This window comes from Micromonospora cynarisoli (genome assembly GCF_030518815.1).
Lineage (GTDB): Bacteria > Actinomycetota > Actinomycetes > Mycobacteriales > Micromonosporaceae > Micromonospora > Micromonospora wenchangensis.
This window is the reverse complement of sequence record NZ_CP130426.1, coordinates 5,692,835-5,710,638: the sequence shown is the minus strand read 5'-3', so window position 1 is coordinate 5,710,638 and position 17,804 is coordinate 5,692,835. Positions and strand designations below refer to the sequence as shown.

Annotated in this window: 15 protein-coding genes and 1 tRNA gene; 9 read left to right on the top strand and 7 right to left on the bottom strand. The window is 74.0% G+C overall.

The window, feature by feature from the left end:
- Positions 1-21: 21 nt before the first annotated feature.
- Positions 22-1,266: a hypothetical protein gene (locus Q2K16_RS25135; protein WP_302740647.1), complete on the top strand. Its 1,245-nt coding sequence runs from the start codon at positions 22-24 to the stop codon at positions 1,264-1,266.
- A 65-nt stretch (positions 1,267-1,331) separates the two neighbouring features.
- Complete coding sequence (locus Q2K16_RS25130; RefSeq protein ID WP_302740646.1) at positions 1,332-2,183, top strand: alpha/beta fold hydrolase; 852 nt, start codon at positions 1,332-1,334, stop codon at positions 2,181-2,183.
- A gap of 61 nt (positions 2,184-2,244) precedes the next feature.
- On the opposite strand, the gene metG is transcribed toward Q2K16_RS25130, so the two are convergent.
- A complete protein-coding gene (metG, locus tag Q2K16_RS25125; RefSeq protein WP_302740645.1) occupies positions 2,245-4,047 on the bottom strand; it encodes a methionine--tRNA ligase in 1,803 nt (600 codons plus the stop codon).
- Positions 4,048-4,190: 143 nt separating this feature from the next.
- Here metG and Q2K16_RS25120 point away from each other — a divergent pair, with 143 nt between their 5' ends.
- Positions 4,191-5,057, top strand: a complete 867-nt coding sequence (locus Q2K16_RS25120; RefSeq protein ID WP_489671810.1) for a hypothetical protein — start codon at positions 4,191-4,193, stop codon at positions 5,055-5,057.
- A gap of 13 nt (positions 5,058-5,070) precedes the next feature.
- Here Q2K16_RS25120 and rsmI read toward each other — a convergent pair whose 3' ends face one another.
- Positions 5,071-5,910: a 16S rRNA (cytidine(1402)-2'-O)-methyltransferase gene (gene rsmI / locus Q2K16_RS25115; RefSeq protein ID WP_489671809.1), complete on the bottom strand. Its 840-nt coding sequence runs from the start codon at positions 5,908-5,910 to the stop codon at positions 5,071-5,073.
- Between the two features lie 92 nt (positions 5,911-6,002).
- Between rsmI and Q2K16_RS25110 the strand changes: the two genes are divergently transcribed.
- The 6 genes from Q2K16_RS25110 to Q2K16_RS25085 all read left to right on the top strand — a co-directional run bounded on the left by Q2K16_RS25110 (position 6,003) and on the right by Q2K16_RS25085 (position 13,411).
- The gene (locus Q2K16_RS25110) at positions 6,003-7,805 is read left to right on the top strand and encodes a dolichyl-phosphate-mannose--protein mannosyltransferase (RefSeq protein WP_368052506.1); all 1,803 of its coding nucleotides are present in this window, start codon (positions 6,003-6,005) and stop codon (positions 7,803-7,805) included.
- 586 nt (positions 7,806-8,391) lie between these two features.
- Positions 8,392-9,672 carry a VWA domain-containing protein gene (locus Q2K16_RS25105; protein WP_302740641.1) on the top strand — a complete coding sequence of 427 codons (1,281 nt, stop codon included), beginning with the start codon at positions 8,392-8,394 and terminating at the stop codon, positions 9,670-9,672.
- Complete coding sequence (locus tag Q2K16_RS25100; RefSeq protein WP_302746602.1) at positions 9,672-10,451, top strand: peptidase; 780 nt, start codon at positions 9,672-9,674, stop codon at positions 10,449-10,451. The genes Q2K16_RS25105 and Q2K16_RS25100 overlap by 1 nt, the downstream gene beginning before the upstream one ends.
- A gap of 165 nt (positions 10,452-10,616) precedes the next feature.
- Positions 10,617-11,273 (top strand): 4'-phosphopantetheinyl transferase family protein, encoded by a 657-nt coding sequence (locus tag Q2K16_RS25095; protein WP_302740640.1) that lies wholly within the window; start codon positions 10,617-10,619, stop codon positions 11,271-11,273.
- 53 nt (positions 11,274-11,326) lie between these two features.
- Complete coding sequence (locus Q2K16_RS25090; protein WP_302740639.1) at positions 11,327-12,328, top strand: DUF4352 domain-containing protein; 1,002 nt, start codon at positions 11,327-11,329, stop codon at positions 12,326-12,328.
- Positions 12,329-12,511: 183 nt separating this feature from the next.
- Positions 12,512-13,411, top strand: a complete 900-nt coding sequence (locus Q2K16_RS25085) for a S1 family peptidase (protein WP_302740638.1) — start codon at positions 12,512-12,514, stop codon at positions 13,409-13,411.
- 88 nt (positions 13,412-13,499) lie between these two features.
- Here the strand turns inward: Q2K16_RS25085 and Q2K16_RS25080 are convergent.
- The 5 genes from Q2K16_RS25080 to Q2K16_RS25060 all read right to left on the bottom strand — a co-directional run bounded on the left by Q2K16_RS25080 (position 13,500) and on the right by Q2K16_RS25060 (position 17,800).
- A tRNA-Ala gene (locus Q2K16_RS25080) sits at positions 13,500-13,576 on the bottom strand.
- A gap of 251 nt (positions 13,577-13,827) precedes the next feature.
- Positions 13,828-14,637, bottom strand: a complete 810-nt coding sequence (gene sepX, locus Q2K16_RS25075) for a divisome protein SepX/GlpR (protein WP_302740637.1) — start codon at positions 14,635-14,637, stop codon at positions 13,828-13,830.
- A 178-nt stretch (positions 14,638-14,815) separates the two neighbouring features.
- A complete protein-coding gene (locus Q2K16_RS25070) occupies positions 14,816-15,418 on the bottom strand; it encodes a GNAT family N-acetyltransferase (RefSeq protein ID WP_302746601.1) in 603 nt (200 codons plus the stop codon).
- 91 nt (positions 15,419-15,509) lie between these two features.
- Positions 15,510-16,802 (bottom strand): molybdopterin molybdotransferase MoeA, encoded by a 1,293-nt coding sequence (locus Q2K16_RS25065; RefSeq protein WP_302740636.1) that lies wholly within the window; start codon positions 16,800-16,802, stop codon positions 15,510-15,512.
- The gene (locus tag Q2K16_RS25060) at positions 16,799-17,800 is read right to left on the bottom strand and encodes a UTP--glucose-1-phosphate uridylyltransferase (RefSeq protein WP_302740635.1); all 1,002 of its coding nucleotides are present in this window, start codon (positions 17,798-17,800) and stop codon (positions 16,799-16,801) included. The genes Q2K16_RS25065 and Q2K16_RS25060 overlap by 4 nt, the downstream gene beginning before the upstream one ends.
- Positions 17,801-17,804: the final 4 nt, after the last annotated feature.

Genomic DNA, 17,804 nt, shown 5'->3' with positions numbered 1-17,804 from the left:
GGCCGGCCTAGCCTCGCCGGGGTGAGCGTCACCGACCGGGCCAGCGGCGCGGCCTCCGGGCGGACCGCGTTGCGCGTGACGTACGGCGGGGTGGTCCACCCGGCGGAGAAGTTGGCCCGGGGCGCGGCCTACGAGCTGTTCAGCGCCGAGGCGGCACCCGGTTTCGAGTGGGCGCCCCGGCCGGGCGTCAGCTGGCCGTGGCGGCGGTTCGTGCACGTGACCGAGGTCACCGAGGTGAGCGGGGGCGCCGCGCCGGTCGAGGAGCCGGAGGCGGCGCTGCTGATGCCGGTGCACCGGGACCGGGGCTGGTCGTACGTGCACCAGCTCAGCCAGCAGCCGACGGCGGCCGGCGATCCGACGCTGACCGCGGTGCGCGCCTCGGCGGTGCTGCGGCGGGGCACCCGGATGGTCAAGGTGCTCTCCGCCCGGCAGCTCGCCGGGTACGTGCGGGGGTGGCTGCCGCACGGGTTCTGCTACCGCGAGCACGACGTGGCGCACCTGCGCACGCCTGCCGCGTTGGCGGTGCTGCGCGGCGACGGCACCAACGGCGACGGCACCGACGTCGGGTACGCGCTGCGGTGGCGGGTCGCCGACCCGGGCGACTACGACGTGCCGGTCGGCGGGGCGCACCGGGGCCTGCTGGAGCTGCCGCCCCGGGACCGGCTCGGCCCGCCGGTGCTGGGTACGGGGTTCGTGCCGAGTTCGGCGCAGTTGATCCCGGAGTTCGTCACCCGGGACTTCGCCGACCTGCCGATGCCCGCCAACGCCAGCCTGCTGGCGTACACCGCCGACGGGGCCGAGGTGGTGCTCTACAGCTACCAGGCGGAGCAGCGGGGCTGGCTGCGGATGGTGGGGCCGCAGTGGCGGCACCTGCTGGCCGCGGTGCCGGGGCTCTCCCCCGACCAGGAGTACGTGCCGACCGGCGAGGTGCCGCGCTCGACGCAGCTGGTCGGCGGGTTGGCCGGCGGCGAGTATGAGGCGGTGGCGGACCTGCCGGGCGGTTTCCGGGTGCTGGCGATGACCCGGGCGGCCCGCTATCCGGTGGAGTCGGTGGGCCGGCGGCTGCGGCACGCCCGGTGGCGGGGCGTGGCGTGCCTGGTTCTCCGGGAGGAGGCCGGCTGGCTGCGGTTGCGCCTGCGGCGGCCCGATCCGGACGCGGTGCTCGACACCGGGGCACAGTGCCACGAACGGGGCGTGTACGAGACGTGGGCGCCGACCGCCGAGGTGACCGACGACCGGGTGGTGGACCTGCCGTACGCGCTGTGAAGGCATGACGGTGGCCGGCCGGGGAAAGCGCGGGGCGTCCGACACCGACGGATCAGGAGAAGAGCATGCCCTTCATCACCGTGGGTACGGAGAACTCCGCCCCCATCGACCTGTACTACGAGGATCACGGGCAGGGTCAGCCGATCGTGTTGATCCACGGCTTCCCGTTCAACGGGGCGACCTGGGAGAAGATGTCGGGTCCGCTGCTCGCGGCGGGGTACCGGGTGATCACCTACGACCGGCGGGGTTTCGGCAGTTCGGCCCAGCCGGCCACGGGCTACGACTACGACACCTTCGCCGCCGACCTCGACGTGCTGATGACCGAGTTGGACCTGCGCAACGCGATCCTGGTGGGCCACTCGATGGGCACCGGTGAGGTGACCCGCTACCTCGGCACGTACGGGTCGAGCCGGGTGGACCGGGCGGTGCTGATGGCGCCGCTGGCGCCGTACCTGTTGCAGACGAAGGACAACCCGGAGGGCGTCGAGAAGAGCCTCTTCGAGGGGTTCCAACAGGCGATCCTCGCGGACCGGTTCGCCTACCTGACCCAGTTCTGCGACACGTTCTTCAACTACTCGGAGAACAGGGGCCGGTGGGTCAGCGAGGAGGCGTACCGGGCGCACTGGCAGATCGGCGCGCAGGCGTCGGCGAAGGGCACCCACGACTCGGTGGACGCCTGGCAGACCGACTTCCGGGGCGACGTGCCGAACCTGGACGTCCCGGTGCTGATCATCCAGGGCGACAAGGACAACGTGCTGCCGTTCCCGAAGACGGGCCAGCGGCTGGCGTCGATGCTGCCCAACGGCACGCTGGTCACCCTGGAGGGGGCGCCGCACGGTATCCCGTGGACGCACCCGACCGAGGTGAACCGGGCGCTGATGGAGTTCATCGGCGCGCCGGCGATGGCCCGCGCCTGACGTACCGCGGAACGCGGCCCCGGGGGGTTCCCCCGGGGCCGCCCCGTCGGGTGCCGGCCGGTCAGCTCTCCAGCCGGGCGAGTTCCTCGTCGACGATGGACGGGTCGAGCTTGCGGAAGACCGGCTTCGGCGCGGCGAGCGGCCGGCCGGCCGGCAGCGGTACGGACTCCCAGCGCGCGCCGACGGTGTAGTCCCCGGTGAGCACCGGGTAGCCGGGCCCGCCGTCGAGGTCGTCGACCTCTTCGAGGACCGGCATCGGGGCGTGCACGCCGGTGCCGCCGAGCAACTCGTGGATCTGCTGCGCGGAGTGCGGCAGGAACGGGGTGAGCAGGGTGTTGGCGTCGCTGACCACCTGGAGGGCGACGTGCAGGATGGTGCCCATCCGGGGCTTGTCCGCCTCGGCCTTGAGCTTCCAGGGCGCCTGCTCGGACAGGTATCTGTTGGCCTCGGCGACGACCTTCATCGCTTCGCCGATGGCCTGCTTCTGCCGGTGCCGGGCGATCAGGTCGCCCACCGTGGCGAAGCCGGCGCGGGCCACCGCGAGCAGCGCCTCGTCGGCCTCGGTGAGCCCGGCCGGGTCGACAGGTGGGATCGCGCCGAAGTTCTTCGCCGCCATGGAGACCGACCGGTTGACCAGGTTGCCCCAGCCGGCGACGAGTTCGTCGTTGTTGCGGCGGAGGAACTCGGCCCAGGTGAAGTCGGTGTCGTTGCTCTCCGGGCCGGCGACGGCGATGAAGTAGCGCAGCGCGTCGGCGTCGTAGCGTTCCAGGAAGTCCCGGACGTAGATGACGACCTTGCGGGAGGAGGAGAACTTGCGTCCCTCCATGGTGAGGTACTCGCTGGAGACGACCTCGGTGGGCAGGTTGAGCCGGCCGAGGTCGCCGGGCTGGCCGTCGCGGCTGCCCGCCCCGGAGTAGCCGCCGAGCAGGGCCGGCCAGATCACCGAGTGGAAGACGATGTTGTCCTTGCCCATGAAGTAGTAGCCCGGGGAGTCCTTGCCCTCCCCGTCGGCCGACCACCACCTGCGCCACGCTTCCGGGTCGCCGGTGCGTCGGGCCCACTCGATGGACGCGGAGAGGTAGCCGATCACCGCGTCGAACCAGACGTAGATCCGCTTGTCGCCGCGGTCCCGCCAGCCGTCCAGCGGGATCGGCACGCCCCATTCGAGGTCCCGGGTGATGGCCCGGGGCTGGAGGTCGTCGAGCAGGTTGCGGGAGAACCGCAGCACGTTGGGCCGCCAGCCCTCGCGGGTGTCGAGCCACTGGCGCAGCGCGTCGGCGAGGGCGGGCAGGTCGAGGAAGAAGTGCTCGGTCTCCACGAACTCCGGCGTCTCGCCGTTGATCCTGGACTTGGGGTTGATCAGGTCGATCGGGTCGAGCTGGTTGCCGCAGTTGTCACACTGGTCACCCCGGGCGCTGTCGTAGCCGCAGATCGGGCAGGTGCCCTCGATGTAGCGGTCGGGCAGGGTCCGACCGGTGGACGGGGAGATCGCCCCGGTGGTGACCTTGGGGACGATGTAGCCGTTGCGGTGCAGCCCGGTGAACAACTCCTGCACCACCGCGTAGTGGTTGCGGGTGGTGGTGCGGGTGAACAGGTCGTACGACAGCCCCAGCGCCAGCAGGTCCTCGGCGATCACCCGGTTGTACCGGTCGGCCAGCTCGCGCGGGGTGACCCCCTCGGCGTCGGCCTGCACCTGGATCGGGGTGCCGTGCTCGTCGGTGCCGGAGACCATGAGCACGTCGTGACCGGCCATCCGCATGTACCGGGCGAAGACGTCGGAGGGTACGCCGAAGCCGGACACGTGGCCGATGTGGCGCGGACCGTTGGCGTAGGGCCAGGCGACCGCGGCGAGAACGTGACTCATGACCAGCAAGCCTAGTGACCCCGGTCGGCGGCCGGCGAACCAATGGGGTCACCGCGCCACACCGACGCCGAATCGCCGTTCGTGGGAATTGCCCACCGACACGCGGAGTCAGCTCACCGACACCGACCGCCACCCGGTGTCCAATGGCTGACGTGACGGGCAGACGATCGGGGCACGACGAGTCGGCGGCGGGCACCCGGCGACCACCGCGCCCCGGCCCCGGGGACGGCCAGGTGGCGCGCGGTTCGGCCGTCGCGCCGCAGCCACGCCCCGGTCCCGGTCCGGACGCCGCGACCGTGGAGGTCGAGCCGACCACCGGCGCTCCGGTCGACGCGGTGCCCCGACGGGTGCCGGTCCGCCAGCCGCGGACCCTTCGGCGGGACGGCGAGAAGCCTGACGACGACGGGTTCTTCTGGGCGCCCATCGAGCAGGTGCACTGGGACGGCACCCCGCTGCGCAAGGAGCCGAAGCAGCGGTTGCGGGCCCGACGCCGACGTCGCCCCGCCCGCGCCCCCGCCGCCCCGGACCCGATCCGGGGGCTCGCCGTGCTGCTGGCGTTGAGCCTGGTCGCGGCATTCTTCGCCTGGGTGAGCGCGGGGCCGCTCTGGCTGGCCGTCGGGCACTCCACGGCGGGGACGGTGGTGGTCACCGACTGCTCGGGCGGTGGGCTGACCCAGCGCTGCCGGGGCATCTTCACCGCCGACGACGACCGGTTCCGCACCCACGGGGTACGGGTCAGCGGGGTGCCGGCCGAACGGACCGCCGCCGGCTCGGTCCTGCCGGCGCGGGTGACCGGGCCGGACGCGGACACCGCGTACGCCGACACCGGGGTGGGCCGGCACCTGCGGTGGTTGCTCGGCCTGCTGGCGGTGGTCGGCTGCGCGGCGGGGATCGTCAGGTGGACCGGGGCGACCCGGTTGGCCGACCCCCGGCAGCGCCGCTGGGCGACAGGCGGCGGCTGCGCCGGGCCGGTGCTGATCACCCTGGGTTTCCTGGCCTCCACCTGGTGAGCGCCGGCCCCGCTCAGCGGTGCACGACCGCGTAGACGTCCCGGCGGCGCAGCCCGTACCCGGTGGCGACGTCGCTGATCGCGTCCCGGCGGGACATGCCGGCGGCCTCCCGGTCGGCCACCCGGGCCCGCAGGGTGTCGTCGTCGGGGCGTTCGGCGGGTGTCTGCGGCGCTCCCGCGACGACGAGGGTGATCTCGCCGCGTGGCTCCTCCCGGGCGGCCCAGTCGGCCAGTTCGCCGAGCGGCCGACGGACGACCTCCTCGTAGGTCTTGGTCAGCTCCCGGCACAGGGCGGCCGGCCGGTCGGCGTCGAACGCGGCGGCCAGGTCGGTCAGCGCGGCGGCGATCCGGTGCGGGGCCTCGAAGAAGACGAGGGTGCGGGGTTCCGTGGCGAGGGCCCGCAGCCGGGCCCGCCGGCCGCCGGGCGAGCGGGGCAGGAAGCCCTCGAAGCAGAACCGGTCGCAGGGCAGCCCGGACAGGGCCAGGGCGGTGGTGACGGCGCTCGGGCCGGGCGCGGCGGTGACCGGCACCCCGGCGTCGAGGGCGGCGGTGACCAGCCGGTACCCGGGGTCGGAGACGCTGGGCATGCCGCCGTCGGTGACCAGCGCGACCCGGTGGCCGGCGCGGAGCACGTCGACCAGTTCCGAGGTACGCCGTTCCTCGTTGCCCTCGAAGTAGGAGACGATCCGTCCCTCGACGGTGACGTCGAGGTCGCGGGCGAGCCGGGCGAGCCGACGGGTGTCCTCGGCGGCGACCACGTCGGCGGTGGCGAGGACGTCACGCAGCCGGGCGGACGCGTCGGCGGGGTTGCCCAGCGGCGCGCCGAGCAGAATCAGGCGCCCGATATCGGACATTTCACCCACGTGACGCGCTCCTTCATCGATACTCGTACCAATCTCGGGGACGATGGGCGCCACCGGGCACCTTCGCAGCCTACGATCGCCGGGTGACGAGTGCGTCGACAGCACAGAGTGCGAGCGCGGACCGGACCGACCCGGAGGCACCACCTCCCGAGGGCGGAGGGGGCGGCGTGCCGGCGATCGTCAGGCGACGACTCGCCACCGTCGAGTCCCGGCTCGACGTGAACTCGTGGATCGCCACCGCCGTCGTGGTGACGATCGCCGCCGTCCTGCGGCTGCTCGGGCTGAGCAGCCCCAAGGGCAAGATCTTCGACGAGATCTACTACGCCCGCGACGGCTACGGCCTGATCGACAAGGGCGTCGAGTGGAACTACAAGGACAACGGCCCGTCGTACGTGGTCCACCCGCCGCTGGGCAAGTGGCTGATCGGGCTCGGCGAGTGGGCCTTCGGCTACCAGGACGCGGAAACCAACATCTCCGTGCCGGGCCACCTGATGACCACCGCCCCGGAGTTCGGCTGGCGGGTCGCCTCGGCGGTGGCCGGCATCCTCACGGTGCTGATGATCACCCGCATCGCCCGTCGGCTGTTCCGCTCCACCACGCTCGGCTGCGCCGCCGGCCTGCTGCTCGCCCTGGACGGCTTCCACCTGGTGCTCTCCCGCACCGCGCTGCTCGACATCTTCCTGCCGCTGTTCGTCCTGGCCGCCTTCGGCGCGCTGGTGCTCGACCGGGACGCCAGGCGACGGCGCTGGGCCCGCGCGCTGGACGCCGGCCTCGACCCGACCGCACCCGGCCGGGCCGGTCGCCCCGCCGGTGGCTGGCGGAACTGGCCCTGGTGGCGGCTGCTCGCCGGGGTGCTGCTCGGGTGCGCGTGCGCGGTGAAGTGGAGCGGGATCTGGTTCGTCCCGGCCTTCGGGCTGCTGGCCCTGCTCTGGGAGGTCGGCCTACGCCGGTCGGTAGGGGTCCGCCGGCCGTGGCGCGACGCGCTCCTGGACGAGCTGCCCTGGCTGGTGCTCGCCGGGCTGCTGGCGGTCGGCACCTACCTGGCCACCTGGTCGGGGTGGCTGCTCTCCGACGAGGGCTACTACCGGCTCGCGTCCAGGTATCCGAACGTGCCGGGGCTCAGCGACACCCCGGTCATCGGCGCGCTGACCAACCTGTTCCAGTACCACAAGGCGGCGTTCGAATTCCATACCGGCCTGGAGACCGCGCACAAGTACCAGTCGTGGCCCTGGCAGTGGTTGCTGCTCGGCCGGCCGGTGGCGTTCCACTGGTCCGGCGACGGCGCGTGCGGCGCGCCGACCTGCGCGTCGGAGATCCTGCTGCTGGGCACGCCGCTGCTCTGGTGGTCGTTCCTGCCGGCCCTGGTCGCCACGCTCTGGCTCGGCGTGGCCCGGCGCGACTGGCGGGCCGGGGCGTTCCTGGTGGCCGTGGCCGCCGGCCTGCTGCCCTGGTTCTGGTACGCCCTCGACGGCCGCACGATGTTCTCCTTCTACGCCGCCCCGGCGCTGCCGTTCCTGGTGCTGAGCGTGGTGTACGTGCTCGGCGCGATCGCCACCCCCACGGTCGGGGAGCGGGTCGTCCCGGCCGGTCGGGCCGGCCCCGGCAACGCCCCGGACGGCACGGCGCGCGACGGCACGGCACCGGACGGCAGCACACCGGACACCGGCGAGCCGGCCGACCCGAAGGCCACCGTGGTCGTCGCGGAGGCCGACACTGCGGCGGCGGAGCAGCTGGCCGACCGGCGACTGGTCGGCGGGGTCATCGTCGGCGCGTACGTGCTGCTGGTGGCGCTCTGCTTCGCCTACTTCTACCCGATCTTCGTGGGCAACATCCTGCCGTACGACGACTGGTCCGCCCGGATGTGGCTGGACGGCCGCTGGATCTGACCGGCCCCGCAAGCCTCTGCCCGCCCCACCGTCCCTCCCGCCCGGGTCCCGAGCCCGACGGCAGGAGCCGGTGGGGCGGGCGTCTTTATGGGCACCTTCCACCCCCGCCCGCCGGGGCTCCCCAGTGGACGTGACGCGGGTTGCGGGAGTGCTCCGGGGCCGGGGGCACGGGGAGCAGGAGCGACGCCGGCACGGGCTTACAGCGGGCCGCGCTGACGGGGGCGGAGGCCCGACCGTGGGCGGTGGGCATCGACGACGCCGGGAGGTGTCCCACGAGTGTGCCGGGACAGAAGGGCGCGCCCCGATCGCCTGCCACGGGGGAAGCGGGCGATTGGGGCGCGCAAGGAGAGCTTAACCACGTTGTGCCACCGGCACAACGGGTCGACTTGGGTCAGATTTCCGACCGATGCGTCGCGCGGCAAATGGTTTACATATAGCATCTAACGGACGGTCATCGGCCTGGGCCCGGGCGACCGCCCGCGCTCCCGCCGCCCCACCCGGCCCGCCGGGCGTGGAATCCCGTCGCCGAGACTCGCGCCGCGCACCCCGCTGAATCTCCACTATGGATCTCACTACACTTCGCCCGGTGATCAACACGAGACGACGATCGACGGCCGTCCTGATCGGAGTGTTGGCGGCGACCACGCTGACCGGCCCCGCACCCGCCCGCGCCGAAGGCGAGGAGCCCACCGAGCCGCCCAAGGTCGAGCTGGTGCTCGACGTCAGCGGATCGATGCGGGCCAACGACATCGACGGACGCAGCCGGATCTCCGTCGCCCAGCAGGCGTTCAACGAGGTGGTCGACGCGCTGCCCGAGGAGACCCAGCTCGGCATCCGGGTGCTCGGCGCGACCTACCGGGGCAAGGACAAGAAGCAGGGCTGCCTGGACACCCAGCAGATCGTCCCGGTCGGGCCGGTGGACCGGACGGCGGCCAAGGCGGCCGTGGCGACGCTGCGCCCGACCGGCTTCACCCCGGTCGGGCTGGCTCTGCGGTCCGCCGCCAGGGACCTCGGCACCGGCACGACCGCCCGCCGGATCGTGCTGATCACCGACGGCGAGGACACCTGCGCCCCGCCCGACCCGTGCGAGGTGGCCCGGGAACTGGCCGCCCAGGGCACCAAGCTGGTGGTCGACACGCTCGGCCTGGCCCCGGACGAGAAGGTCCGCCGGCAGCTGCTCTGCATCGCCACCGCCACCGGCGGCACCTACACGGCGGCGCAGAGCGCCGACGAGCTGACCGGCCGGATCAAGCAGCTCGTCGAACGGGCGAAGGACACCTACACCGCCGCCCCGACCGTCGTCGCCGGCCGGGGCGCATGCGCCGACGCGCCACTACTCGCCCCAGGCGTCTACGCCGACCGGGAGTCGTTCTCCGAGCACCGGTGGTACCGGGTGCCCGTCCGGCCGGGGCAGGAGTTGCGGGCGTCGGTCAGCGTGGCGTTGGACCGTCCGGTGAACCCCGACCACGCGGTGCTGCTGCGGGCCACCGCCACCGACGGGCGGGAACTGGTCCGGGGCGTCGACGCCGGCAGCGGCCGTACCGACGTGGTGTCGGCGGGGCTGCGCTGGTCGCAGACGGAGGACGGGACGTCGCCCAGCCCGTCGGCGACCGACGCGCCCGTTCCGGCCACCACGGTGTGCCTGGTGGTCAGCAACGCCTTCGCGCCGCGTCCGGGGACCCGGGCCGAGCCGGGCATGCCGGTCGAGCTGACCATCGACGTGGTCGCCTCGTCACCCGCACCGGCCGCGCCGGACCTGGGGCGCGGCTGGGTGCTGCTGCTCCTGCTCACCCTGGCCGGCCTGGTCACCGGCCTGGTCGTCGGACTGCTCACCCGCTGGTGGGTGGCGACGTGGAGGACGAACTGATGCGTACCCCGATCATCCGGGGCGGCGCGGCGCTGGCCGCCGTCGGCCTGACCCTGCTCGCCGCACCGGCCCCGGCCACGGCCGCGCCCACCCCCTCCCCCGGTGCCACCCCGGTCACCCGGGCCGGTACGTCGTTCCTGACCGCCACCGGCATCACGGCCGGCCAACCGGTCCGGGTCGACGCCTCCACAGGCGACTTCCTGTACTGGTCGTTCCCCGCCTCGGCCGGGCAACGGCACGAGATCACCGCGACGGTGTCGTTGCCCCGGGCCCGCACCGGCGCGTCCACCTGGACGGTGGAGGTGTTCGACGGGCTACGCCGCCGGCAGGCGTGCACGGCCGGGGCACAGACCCCGACGGTGGCCGCCTCGGCGGACAGCGTGGCGCTGGGCTGCACGCTGCGGCAGGTGCGCTCCTGGGCGGAGCCGTGGTCGGCCGACCCGCTGCCGGGCACCTACTACATCCGGCTGTCGGTGACCGACCTGCCCGAACCCGACCTGGGTCAGCCGGTCGACGTCGAACTGCTGCTCGCAGCCGACGGCGAGGGTTCCCGCGACGACGGCCAGCTGAAGGCGCCGCTGGTGCCGAACACCCGGGCCGGTGCGGTGCTGACCGGCGACCCGGCGGCGGAGCCCGCCGAGGCCGACGACGACTGGTTCGACGGCGACTGGCTGCCCGCGCTCGGCTCACGCTGGGCGTGGAGCACCGTCGGTGGCGCGCTCGCCGCCGTCGCCGGGGTGGTCGGTTTCGCGCTGACCCACCGGCCCCGCCGCCCCTGACCCACCCGGTGCCCGGTCCCGTCGGGCGTGGCCGCCGCCGCGCCGGAGGGGACCGGGCCGCCGCGGGACCCTGCGGTGTCGCCCGGTTGCGGTACGTTCACCAGCCATGGCCGTTGGTCCGCGCACCGCGCGGACCGCGTGGTCGTACCGGAAAGGGGTGGGTTGATGCGTGACCTGCTACCGGCGGCCGTCTCGGTGGCGGTCGCCGGGACCGCCGACTGGGTCGGTGAGCTGCTGCCGGAGGAACGGGCCGGGCTGGGCGAGCGGGCGGTGCAGAGCCGGCGGCGGGACTTCACCGCCGGTCGGGTCTGCGCCCGACGGGCGATGACCGCTCTCGGCCTGCCGGCCACACCGGTCCCCGCCGCGCCGAACCGGGCACCGGTCTGGCCGGCCGGGCTGATCGGCACCATCACCCACACCCGGGACTACTGTGCCGCCGCGGTCGCCCGCCGCGCCGACCTGCGCGCCGTCGGCATGGACGCCGAACGGCAACGCGACCTCAACCCGGGGGTACGCCGGATGATCCTGCGCCCCGAGGAGGAGGACCGGCTGGCCCGGCTCCCCGGCGGGGTGAACTGGCCGATCGTGGTGTTCAGCGCCAAGGAGACCGTCTACAAGGTCTGGCATCCGGTGGTGGGCTCCTGGCTGGACTTCCTGGACGCCACAGTCGACCTGGACCCGGACGCGGGGGTCTTCACCGCCCGGATCGACCCGGCCCGGGTGTCGGCGGCCACCGTGGCGGACCCGCCCACCGTGGTCACCGGCCGGTTCGCGGTCGAGGACGACCTCGTCCGCACCGCCGCCGTGCTGCACCTGCCCTGACCCGTTGCCGCCACCCAGCTTCCCCGAGTGCCGACCGTCGAACGAGGAGTACGGTGAACCAGCCCCAGCCCCCCTACGGGCCGCAGGACCCGCACCAGCCGCCCCCCGGGGCTCCGCCGCCGTTCCCGACGGCACCCGGGCAGCACTACCCGGTCGACCCGACCGCCCCGCCGCCCCCGGTCCCCGACCCGCCCTACTCCGACCCGTACGCCCCGCCGTCGCCGTACGCGCCGCCGCCGGTGTCGGGGGCACCGCAGCCGTCGTACCCGCCGCCCACGTCGGGTCAGCCCTACCCGTCGTACGAGCCCGGGGGTGCGCCGCCGGTGTCCGGCGCGGGCTACCCGCCGGTGCCGGGTGGGGGATATCCGCCGCCCGGTGGGGGCTATCCGCCACCGCCCGGCGGGCCCGGCTATCCGCTGGGTCCGGCGAAGTCGGGCGGTTCGTCGAGCAGGAACGTCTGGATCGTCATCGGCCTCGTGGTCGCCCTGGTGGTGCTGCTCTGCTGCGGCGGCATCATCGCCCTGGCGGTCGCCGGCGGCAGGCAGGCCGACGAGGCGTCCCGGGAGTTCGAGCCTTCGCTGCCCACCCCCGGTGTCACGGCGGCACCGGGGCTGCCCGGTGACCCGCCGTCGGCGGCGCCGTCGTCCACGGACGAGGCGTTCAACCTCAGGGCGGGTCAGACGCTGGTGATCAGCGACGACGACGGCACCATCGAGATCACCGTCCGCAGCTTCAGCACCTCGACCAAGGGCTGCCGCTCGTTCGCGCCGCCGCCGAACAAGGGCTTCTACCTGATCGCCGACGTCACCGCCACGGTGACCAAGGGGACCTCGTCGATCAACCCGTTCTACTTCCAGTGGGTGGCCGACGACGGGACCACGGTGAACGGCCTGGCCGGCGCGTTCTCCGGCTGCGGCGGCGACTTGCTCGACTCGGGCAGCGGCATCCCGGCCGGCAGCAAGCGTTCCGGTTCGGTGGTGTTCGACGTGGCCGACAAGAACGGCGTGGTCGAGTACCAGCACAAGTTCAAGGCGGCCGGCTCCTGGAAGCCCTGACCTCCCGGGTTCCCCGACGGGCCGGTCCCCTGCCGGGGGTCGGCCCGTTCTCCGTGACGCGAGGACGGGGCGCGTCCCGCCCGCCGGCGGCGGGGGCCGGGATCGCTGCCGTGCCTTGAATCGGGCCGGACACCGGCGGATGCTTGATGAATCGACCTTCAGCGATCGATTTGGAGGTGGGGGATGCGTCGTCTCTCGCTTGTCGCCCTGGCCCTGACCGTCGCCCTGCTGCCGGCGACCCCGGCCGCCGCGCACCCCGGTGTCGACCACCCGGCCGCCGCCCCACCCGGAGGCGGTGAACCGGCCCGCGTCGGCGTCACCGGCCCGACGGTCGCGTCGGGGTTGGCGCAGGTGCGGACGGCCGGCACCGCCTGGGGTCCGGACCCGACGACCGGGCGGCTGACGCTCACCGTCGACGACACCGTCGCACCGGACCAGCTACGCGCGCTGCGCGCCCTCGCCGCGCGGGCCGACGCCGACCTGCGTCGCGAGCCCGGCCGGCTGCGCCTCCTCATCGCCGGCGGGGAAGGCATCTACGGCGGCGGCGCCCGCTGCTCCCTCGGCGCGAACGTGCACAGCGGCAGCACCTACTACTTCCTCACCGCCGGGCACTGCACCGCCGCCGCGACCACCTGGTACGCCGACAGCGGCCAGACGAGCGTGCTGGGCACCCGTACCGGCAGCAGCTTCCCGGTCAACGACTACGGCCTGGTCCGCTACACCGGGCGGGTCAGCCACCCGAGCGCCATCTACACCTATCCCGGCCTGCTCACCGTCAAGGGTGTCGGCACCGCGTACGTCGGGCAGGCGGTCTGCCGCAGCGGTGCCACCACAGGCGTGCGGTGCGGCACCGTCACCGCCCTCAACCAGACCGTCAACTATGCCGAGGGCAGCGTCACCGGGCTGATCCGCACCAACATCTGCGCCGAGCCGGGTGACAGCGGCGGCCCGCTCTACGTCGCCGCGACCGGGTTGATCATCGGCATCCTCTCCGGCGGCAGCGGCAACTGCACCAGTGGAGGCACCTCCTACTACCAGCCGATCGCCGAGATCCTCGCCGCCTACGGCGTCACCCTCCCCTGAGCGGCCCCGTCGCCACGGACGCCGCCCCCGGGCTCACGATCAAGGGCGGGTCTCCCGCTCGGGAGACCCGCCCTTGATCTGAACTTCCTGGTGGAGCTGAGGGGATTCGAACCCCTGACCCCCTCGATGCGAACGAGGTGCGCTACCGGACTGCGCCACAGCCCCTCCGCCGGCGGACCGGCTTCGGTCCCACCCGGCTTTCACCGGGCGGGCCGGCGCCAAGACTAACAGCCCACCCGCCTCCCGGGCGAATCACCCCTCCCGCTGCGCAGGCCACCCGTTCGCCGACGGTCCGCCCGCACGGGTGAGCCCACGTTGCGGTATCCGGCCGCCCGGAACCCGCTACCTCGACACAAAGGAGTCGATCATCCGGGCGGGAGGGCCGGAGGGCCGGGCGGGTCGATCACCGGGGCGGGTCAGCGGGGGTCGCGGCCGGACTGGTAGGGGCGTCCGCGCAGGCCACCGGAGCGGCGGTAGGATACCGAGCCGCCGCCGCTGGCCGCCGCCGGCAGGTCGGTCGGCCGGTCCAGGCCCATCGCGGTACGGCGGACCGCCTCGCGTTGCGCGGCCAGGCGGCGCTGCGCCTCCCGGCGGGCCGCCGCCCGACGGGCCTGTTCCCGGCGCACCTCGGCCTGCCGGGCGGCCAGCCAGGCGGCCTCCCGGGCGCGCAGCCGCCGCCGACGCCGCTCGGCCAGCGCCCGCCGCCGCAGGTGTACGACGTACACCAGGAGCAGGCCGGCGGTGACCGAGAAACTGATCCAGAAGCCGGGGCTGACCACGATCACGCCCACCAGCTCGACGAAGTTGAGCAGCAGCAGCGCGGCGAGCACCCGACGCCGCCGGTAGACGGCCGGGGTGTGGTGCCGGGGCGGGCGGCGGCGGGCCTGCCGGGCGGCGGGCGGCACGGCCCGCAGGCGACCCGGACGGCGACCGGCGGGCGGGGCGGCGCGGCGGGCCGGGGCCGGCGGCGCGGAGACGGGGACGCCGAGGTTCCCGGTGGCGGCGTCCTCGGCCAGGGTGACGACGAGCGCCCGGGGCTGGTTGACCGGCCGTCGCCCGGGGACAGTACGACGCCGCCGGCGGCGCTGGAGCACCCGCGCCGTCGACTGCGCCCGCTCCGCCACCAGCCGCTCGGTGGCGTCGTACCGGCGGACCAGCGCCGGCGCGAGGGCGAGCAGGCCGGCGGCGGCGAGGACGGCGAGGAGCACCGAGGTCGGCACCCTCACCCCTCCCGTCACCGAATTCGGGGCAACCGCCGGTCGACAGCAGGATCTTCCCCGAAGTCTCGCTCTGGGCGCAGATCCTGCGGCCAGGCAGCGCTTGCCGCAGCTTGCAGTTACTTGAGGTTACGGGCCACCGACCGGGATGCCGACACGCCGCGCCGCATCCCGTGCGTGGGACGACTCACCCGGCGTCGTGACGCATCCGGTGCCAGCGGGCCAGCAGACCGCCCTCGGCGGCCACCTCCTCGCTGGTCATCGCGTATCCGATGTGGTCACGCCAGGCACCGTCGATGTGCATGTAGCGCACGTGGTACGCCTCCTCGCGGAAGCCCAGCTTCTCCACCACCCGCCGGGACGGCTTGTTCTCCGGCCGGATGTTCACCTCCACCCGGTGCAGCCCACCCGGGCCGAAGGCGTGGTCGACGGCGAGCGCCATCGCGGTGGGGATCACCCCGCGCCCGGCCACCCGGGAGTCCACCCAATAGCCGACGTACCCGGAGCAGAACGCCCGCCGGACGATGCTGCCCACGTTCAGGTGTCCCACCAGCCGCTCCTGGCCGTCCTCACGCAGGCAGACCGCGAACGGCATCCCCTCACCGGTACGCGCCGAGCGCCGCTGGTCGGCGTGCACGTAGCGGAACGCGGCGGGCGAGTTCGTCTCGTCCCAGCTGCCGGGCAGGTGCGACTCCCAGGGCGCCAGCCAGGCCCGGTTCGCCCGACGCACCGCCGACCAGGCGCCGGCGTCGGAACGTCGGTACGGCCGCAGCACCACCGGACCGTCCATCAGCACCACAGGCCACCCCGGTGCCCGCCCGAACCAGCTCACCGCGCCGCCCTCCCGTCCGCGCCCGGGGCGTCGACGCGCCCGGACCGGCTCACCGCCGCCGGTCCAGCAGCAGCACGTCCACGGTGGAGCCGGCCGCCGCGGTGGTCACCCGCTCGCCGAGCACCATCAGGCCGTTCGCCTCGGCCAGCCCGGACAGGGTGTACGGGCCACCGCTGAGCGGCTGCACCGTGTAGCCCCCGCCGCGCCGCTCGGCCACGTGCGCGGGCCGGAACTCCCGCAGCCCGCCGGGCGACGAGATGGTCTCCAGCAGGTGCGCCCGCACGCTCGGCCGGAACACCGGCTCCGCGCCGGCCAGCAGCTGGATCGCCGGCCGGGCCAGCACCTCGAAACCGATCAACGCCGCGCCGGGCTCACCGGGAAGACACACCACCGGCACCTCCTCGGCGCCGACGGTACCGAACCCGAGGGCCGTGCCGGGGTACAGCGCCACGTCGGTGAACGTCACCGGCCCGGCCCGGCCGCCCTCCCGGCGGGAGAGTATCCGCCGGACCATGTCGCCGGGGCCGGTGCCGGTGCCGCCCGTGGTGATGATCAGATCGGCCCGCAGGGTCTGGTCCTCCAACAGGCCGCGCAGCCCCTCTGGGTCGTCGTCGCAGATCCCCACCCGGTACGCCAACGCGCCCACCTCGGCGGCGGCGGCGGTCAACGCGTGCGAGTTGGCGTCCACCACCTGACCCGGCTGGCTGCCCCGGCCCACGTCGACCAGTTCGTCCCCGGTGGCCACGATGACCACCCGGGGGCTGGGCCGCACCACCACGTGCCCGATGCCGGTGGCGGCGAACACGGCCACCAGCGCCGGGGCGACGTACGTGCCGGCCCGGGCGAGGACGGTGCCGGCGGGCAGTTCCTCACCGGCGCGGCGGACGCCGTACCCACGCTTGGGGGTTCGGAAGATCTCCACCGCGGCCATGCCCTGGTCGGTCCACTCCACCGGCACCACCACGTCGGCGGCAATCGGCATGGGCGCACCGGCGGCCACCGAGAAGCACGAGCCGGGGGTGAGCCGGACCGGCCGCCAGCTCGCCGCCCCGAGGTCACCGACCACGTTGAGGCGTACCGGACGGCCCGGCCCCGGGGAGGGGACCGGGCCGTACCCGACGAGGTCCTCCCAGCGCGCGGCGTACCCGTCCACCGCCGCCTGGTCGAAGGCGGGGAACGAGTGCGGGGCGACGACGTCGGAGGCGAGGACGTTGCCGTACGCCTGGGTGAGGTCGAGGTCGAGCGGAGGCAGCGCGCGCAACCTGCGCAGCACGCTGCCCAGGTAGTCGGCGAGCGGCGTCAACTCGTTCGCGGCCGCCTCGGCGTCGGCCGTCGAGGTCATGTACCGGAGCCGCCCGCCGCGTCGCGTACGCCGTCGAGGACCGCCCCCGTGACCGTCTCGTCGCCGTTGTTGACGAACTCGGTCAGCCAGGCGCGGAACTCGACGCCGAGATCCTCCCGTTCGGCGGCGATCTGCACGACTGTCTGGAGGTAGCCCAGCGGCATACCGGTGTCGTAGCGGGTGCCCCGGTAGACGATCGCGTGCACCGGCACCCCCTCGCTGCGGAGCAGTTCCATCGCGTCGGTCAGCTGGATCTCCCCGCCGCTGCCCGGTTCGGTACGCCGGATCGCGTCGAAGATGCGCCCCGGCAGGACGTACCGGCCGAGGACGGCCAGGTTGCTCGGGGCGTCCTCCGGCCGGGGCTTCTCCACCATGCCGGTGACCCTGACGACCTCGCCGATGTCGGTCAGCTCGGCCTCGGCCGGCTCCACCGAGGCGATGCCGTACCGCTTGGTCTCGGCCGGGTCGACCTCGAAGAAGGCCAGCACCACCCCGCCGGTACGGGCCTGGAGTTCCAACATGGCCGGTAGCAGCGGCTCGGACGGCTTGACGAACTCGTCGCCGAGGAGCACCGCGAAGGGCTGGTCGCCGACGTGCGACTCGGCGTACCCGACGGCGTGGCCGAGACCGAGCTGTTCCGGCTGGCGGCAGGTGTAGATCTCGGCCAGTTCGCTGGGACGCCTGACCGCGGCGAGCCGGTCCGCGTCCCCCTTGGCCTCCAGCCGGGCCTCCAGGTCGGGACGACGGTCGAAGTGGTCGACCATCGACGTCTTGCCCCGCCCGGTGATCAGCAGCACGTCACCGATGCCGGCCTGGGCGGCCTCCTCGACGATGTACTGGAGCACCGGTCGGTCGATCACCGGTAGCAGCTCCTTGGGCACCGCCTTCGTGGCCGGCAGGAACCGGGTGGCCAGGCCGGCGGCCGGGATCACGGCCTTGACCGCGCGGACGCGACCGGTCGCGGCGGTCGTTGAGGGGTTCGCTGAGTGCTCCGACATGCCG

What these genes read in the sequence shown, in the direction of transcription:
- Q2K16_RS25130 (WP_302740646.1), top strand. Translation starts at nt 1,332, where the DNA reads ATGCCCTTCATCACCGTGGGTACGGAGAACTCCGCCCCCATCGACCTG.
- metG (WP_302740645.1), bottom strand. Translation starts at nt 4,047, where the DNA reads ATGAGTCACGTTCTCGCCGCGGTCGCCTGGCCCTACGCCAACGGTCCG.
- Q2K16_RS25120 (WP_489671810.1), top strand. Translation starts at nt 4,191, where the DNA reads ATGGCTGACGTGACGGGCAGACGATCGGGGCACGACGAGTCGGCGGCG.
- rsmI (WP_489671809.1), bottom strand. Translation starts at nt 5,910, where the DNA reads ATGTCCGATATCGGGCGCCTGATTCTGCTCGGCGCGCCGCTGGGCAAC.
- Q2K16_RS25100 (WP_302746602.1), top strand. Translation starts at nt 9,672, where the DNA reads ATGCGTACCCCGATCATCCGGGGCGGCGCGGCGCTGGCCGCCGTCGGC.
- Q2K16_RS25095 (WP_302740640.1), top strand. Translation starts at nt 10,617, where the DNA reads ATGCGTGACCTGCTACCGGCGGCCGTCTCGGTGGCGGTCGCCGGGACC.
- Q2K16_RS25085 (WP_302740638.1), top strand. Translation starts at nt 12,512, where the DNA reads ATGCGTCGTCTCTCGCTTGTCGCCCTGGCCCTGACCGTCGCCCTGCTG.
- Q2K16_RS25070 (WP_302746601.1), bottom strand. Translation starts at nt 15,418, where the DNA reads ATGGACGGTCCGGTGGTGCTGCGGCCGTACCGACGTTCCGACGCCGGC.
- Q2K16_RS25065 (WP_302740636.1), bottom strand. Translation starts at nt 16,802, where the DNA reads ATGACCTCGACGGCCGACGCCGAGGCGGCCGCGAACGAGTTGACGCCG.
- Q2K16_RS25060 (WP_302740635.1), bottom strand. Translation starts at nt 17,800, where the DNA reads ATGTCGGAGCACTCAGCGAACCCCTCAACGACCGCCGCGACCGGTCGC.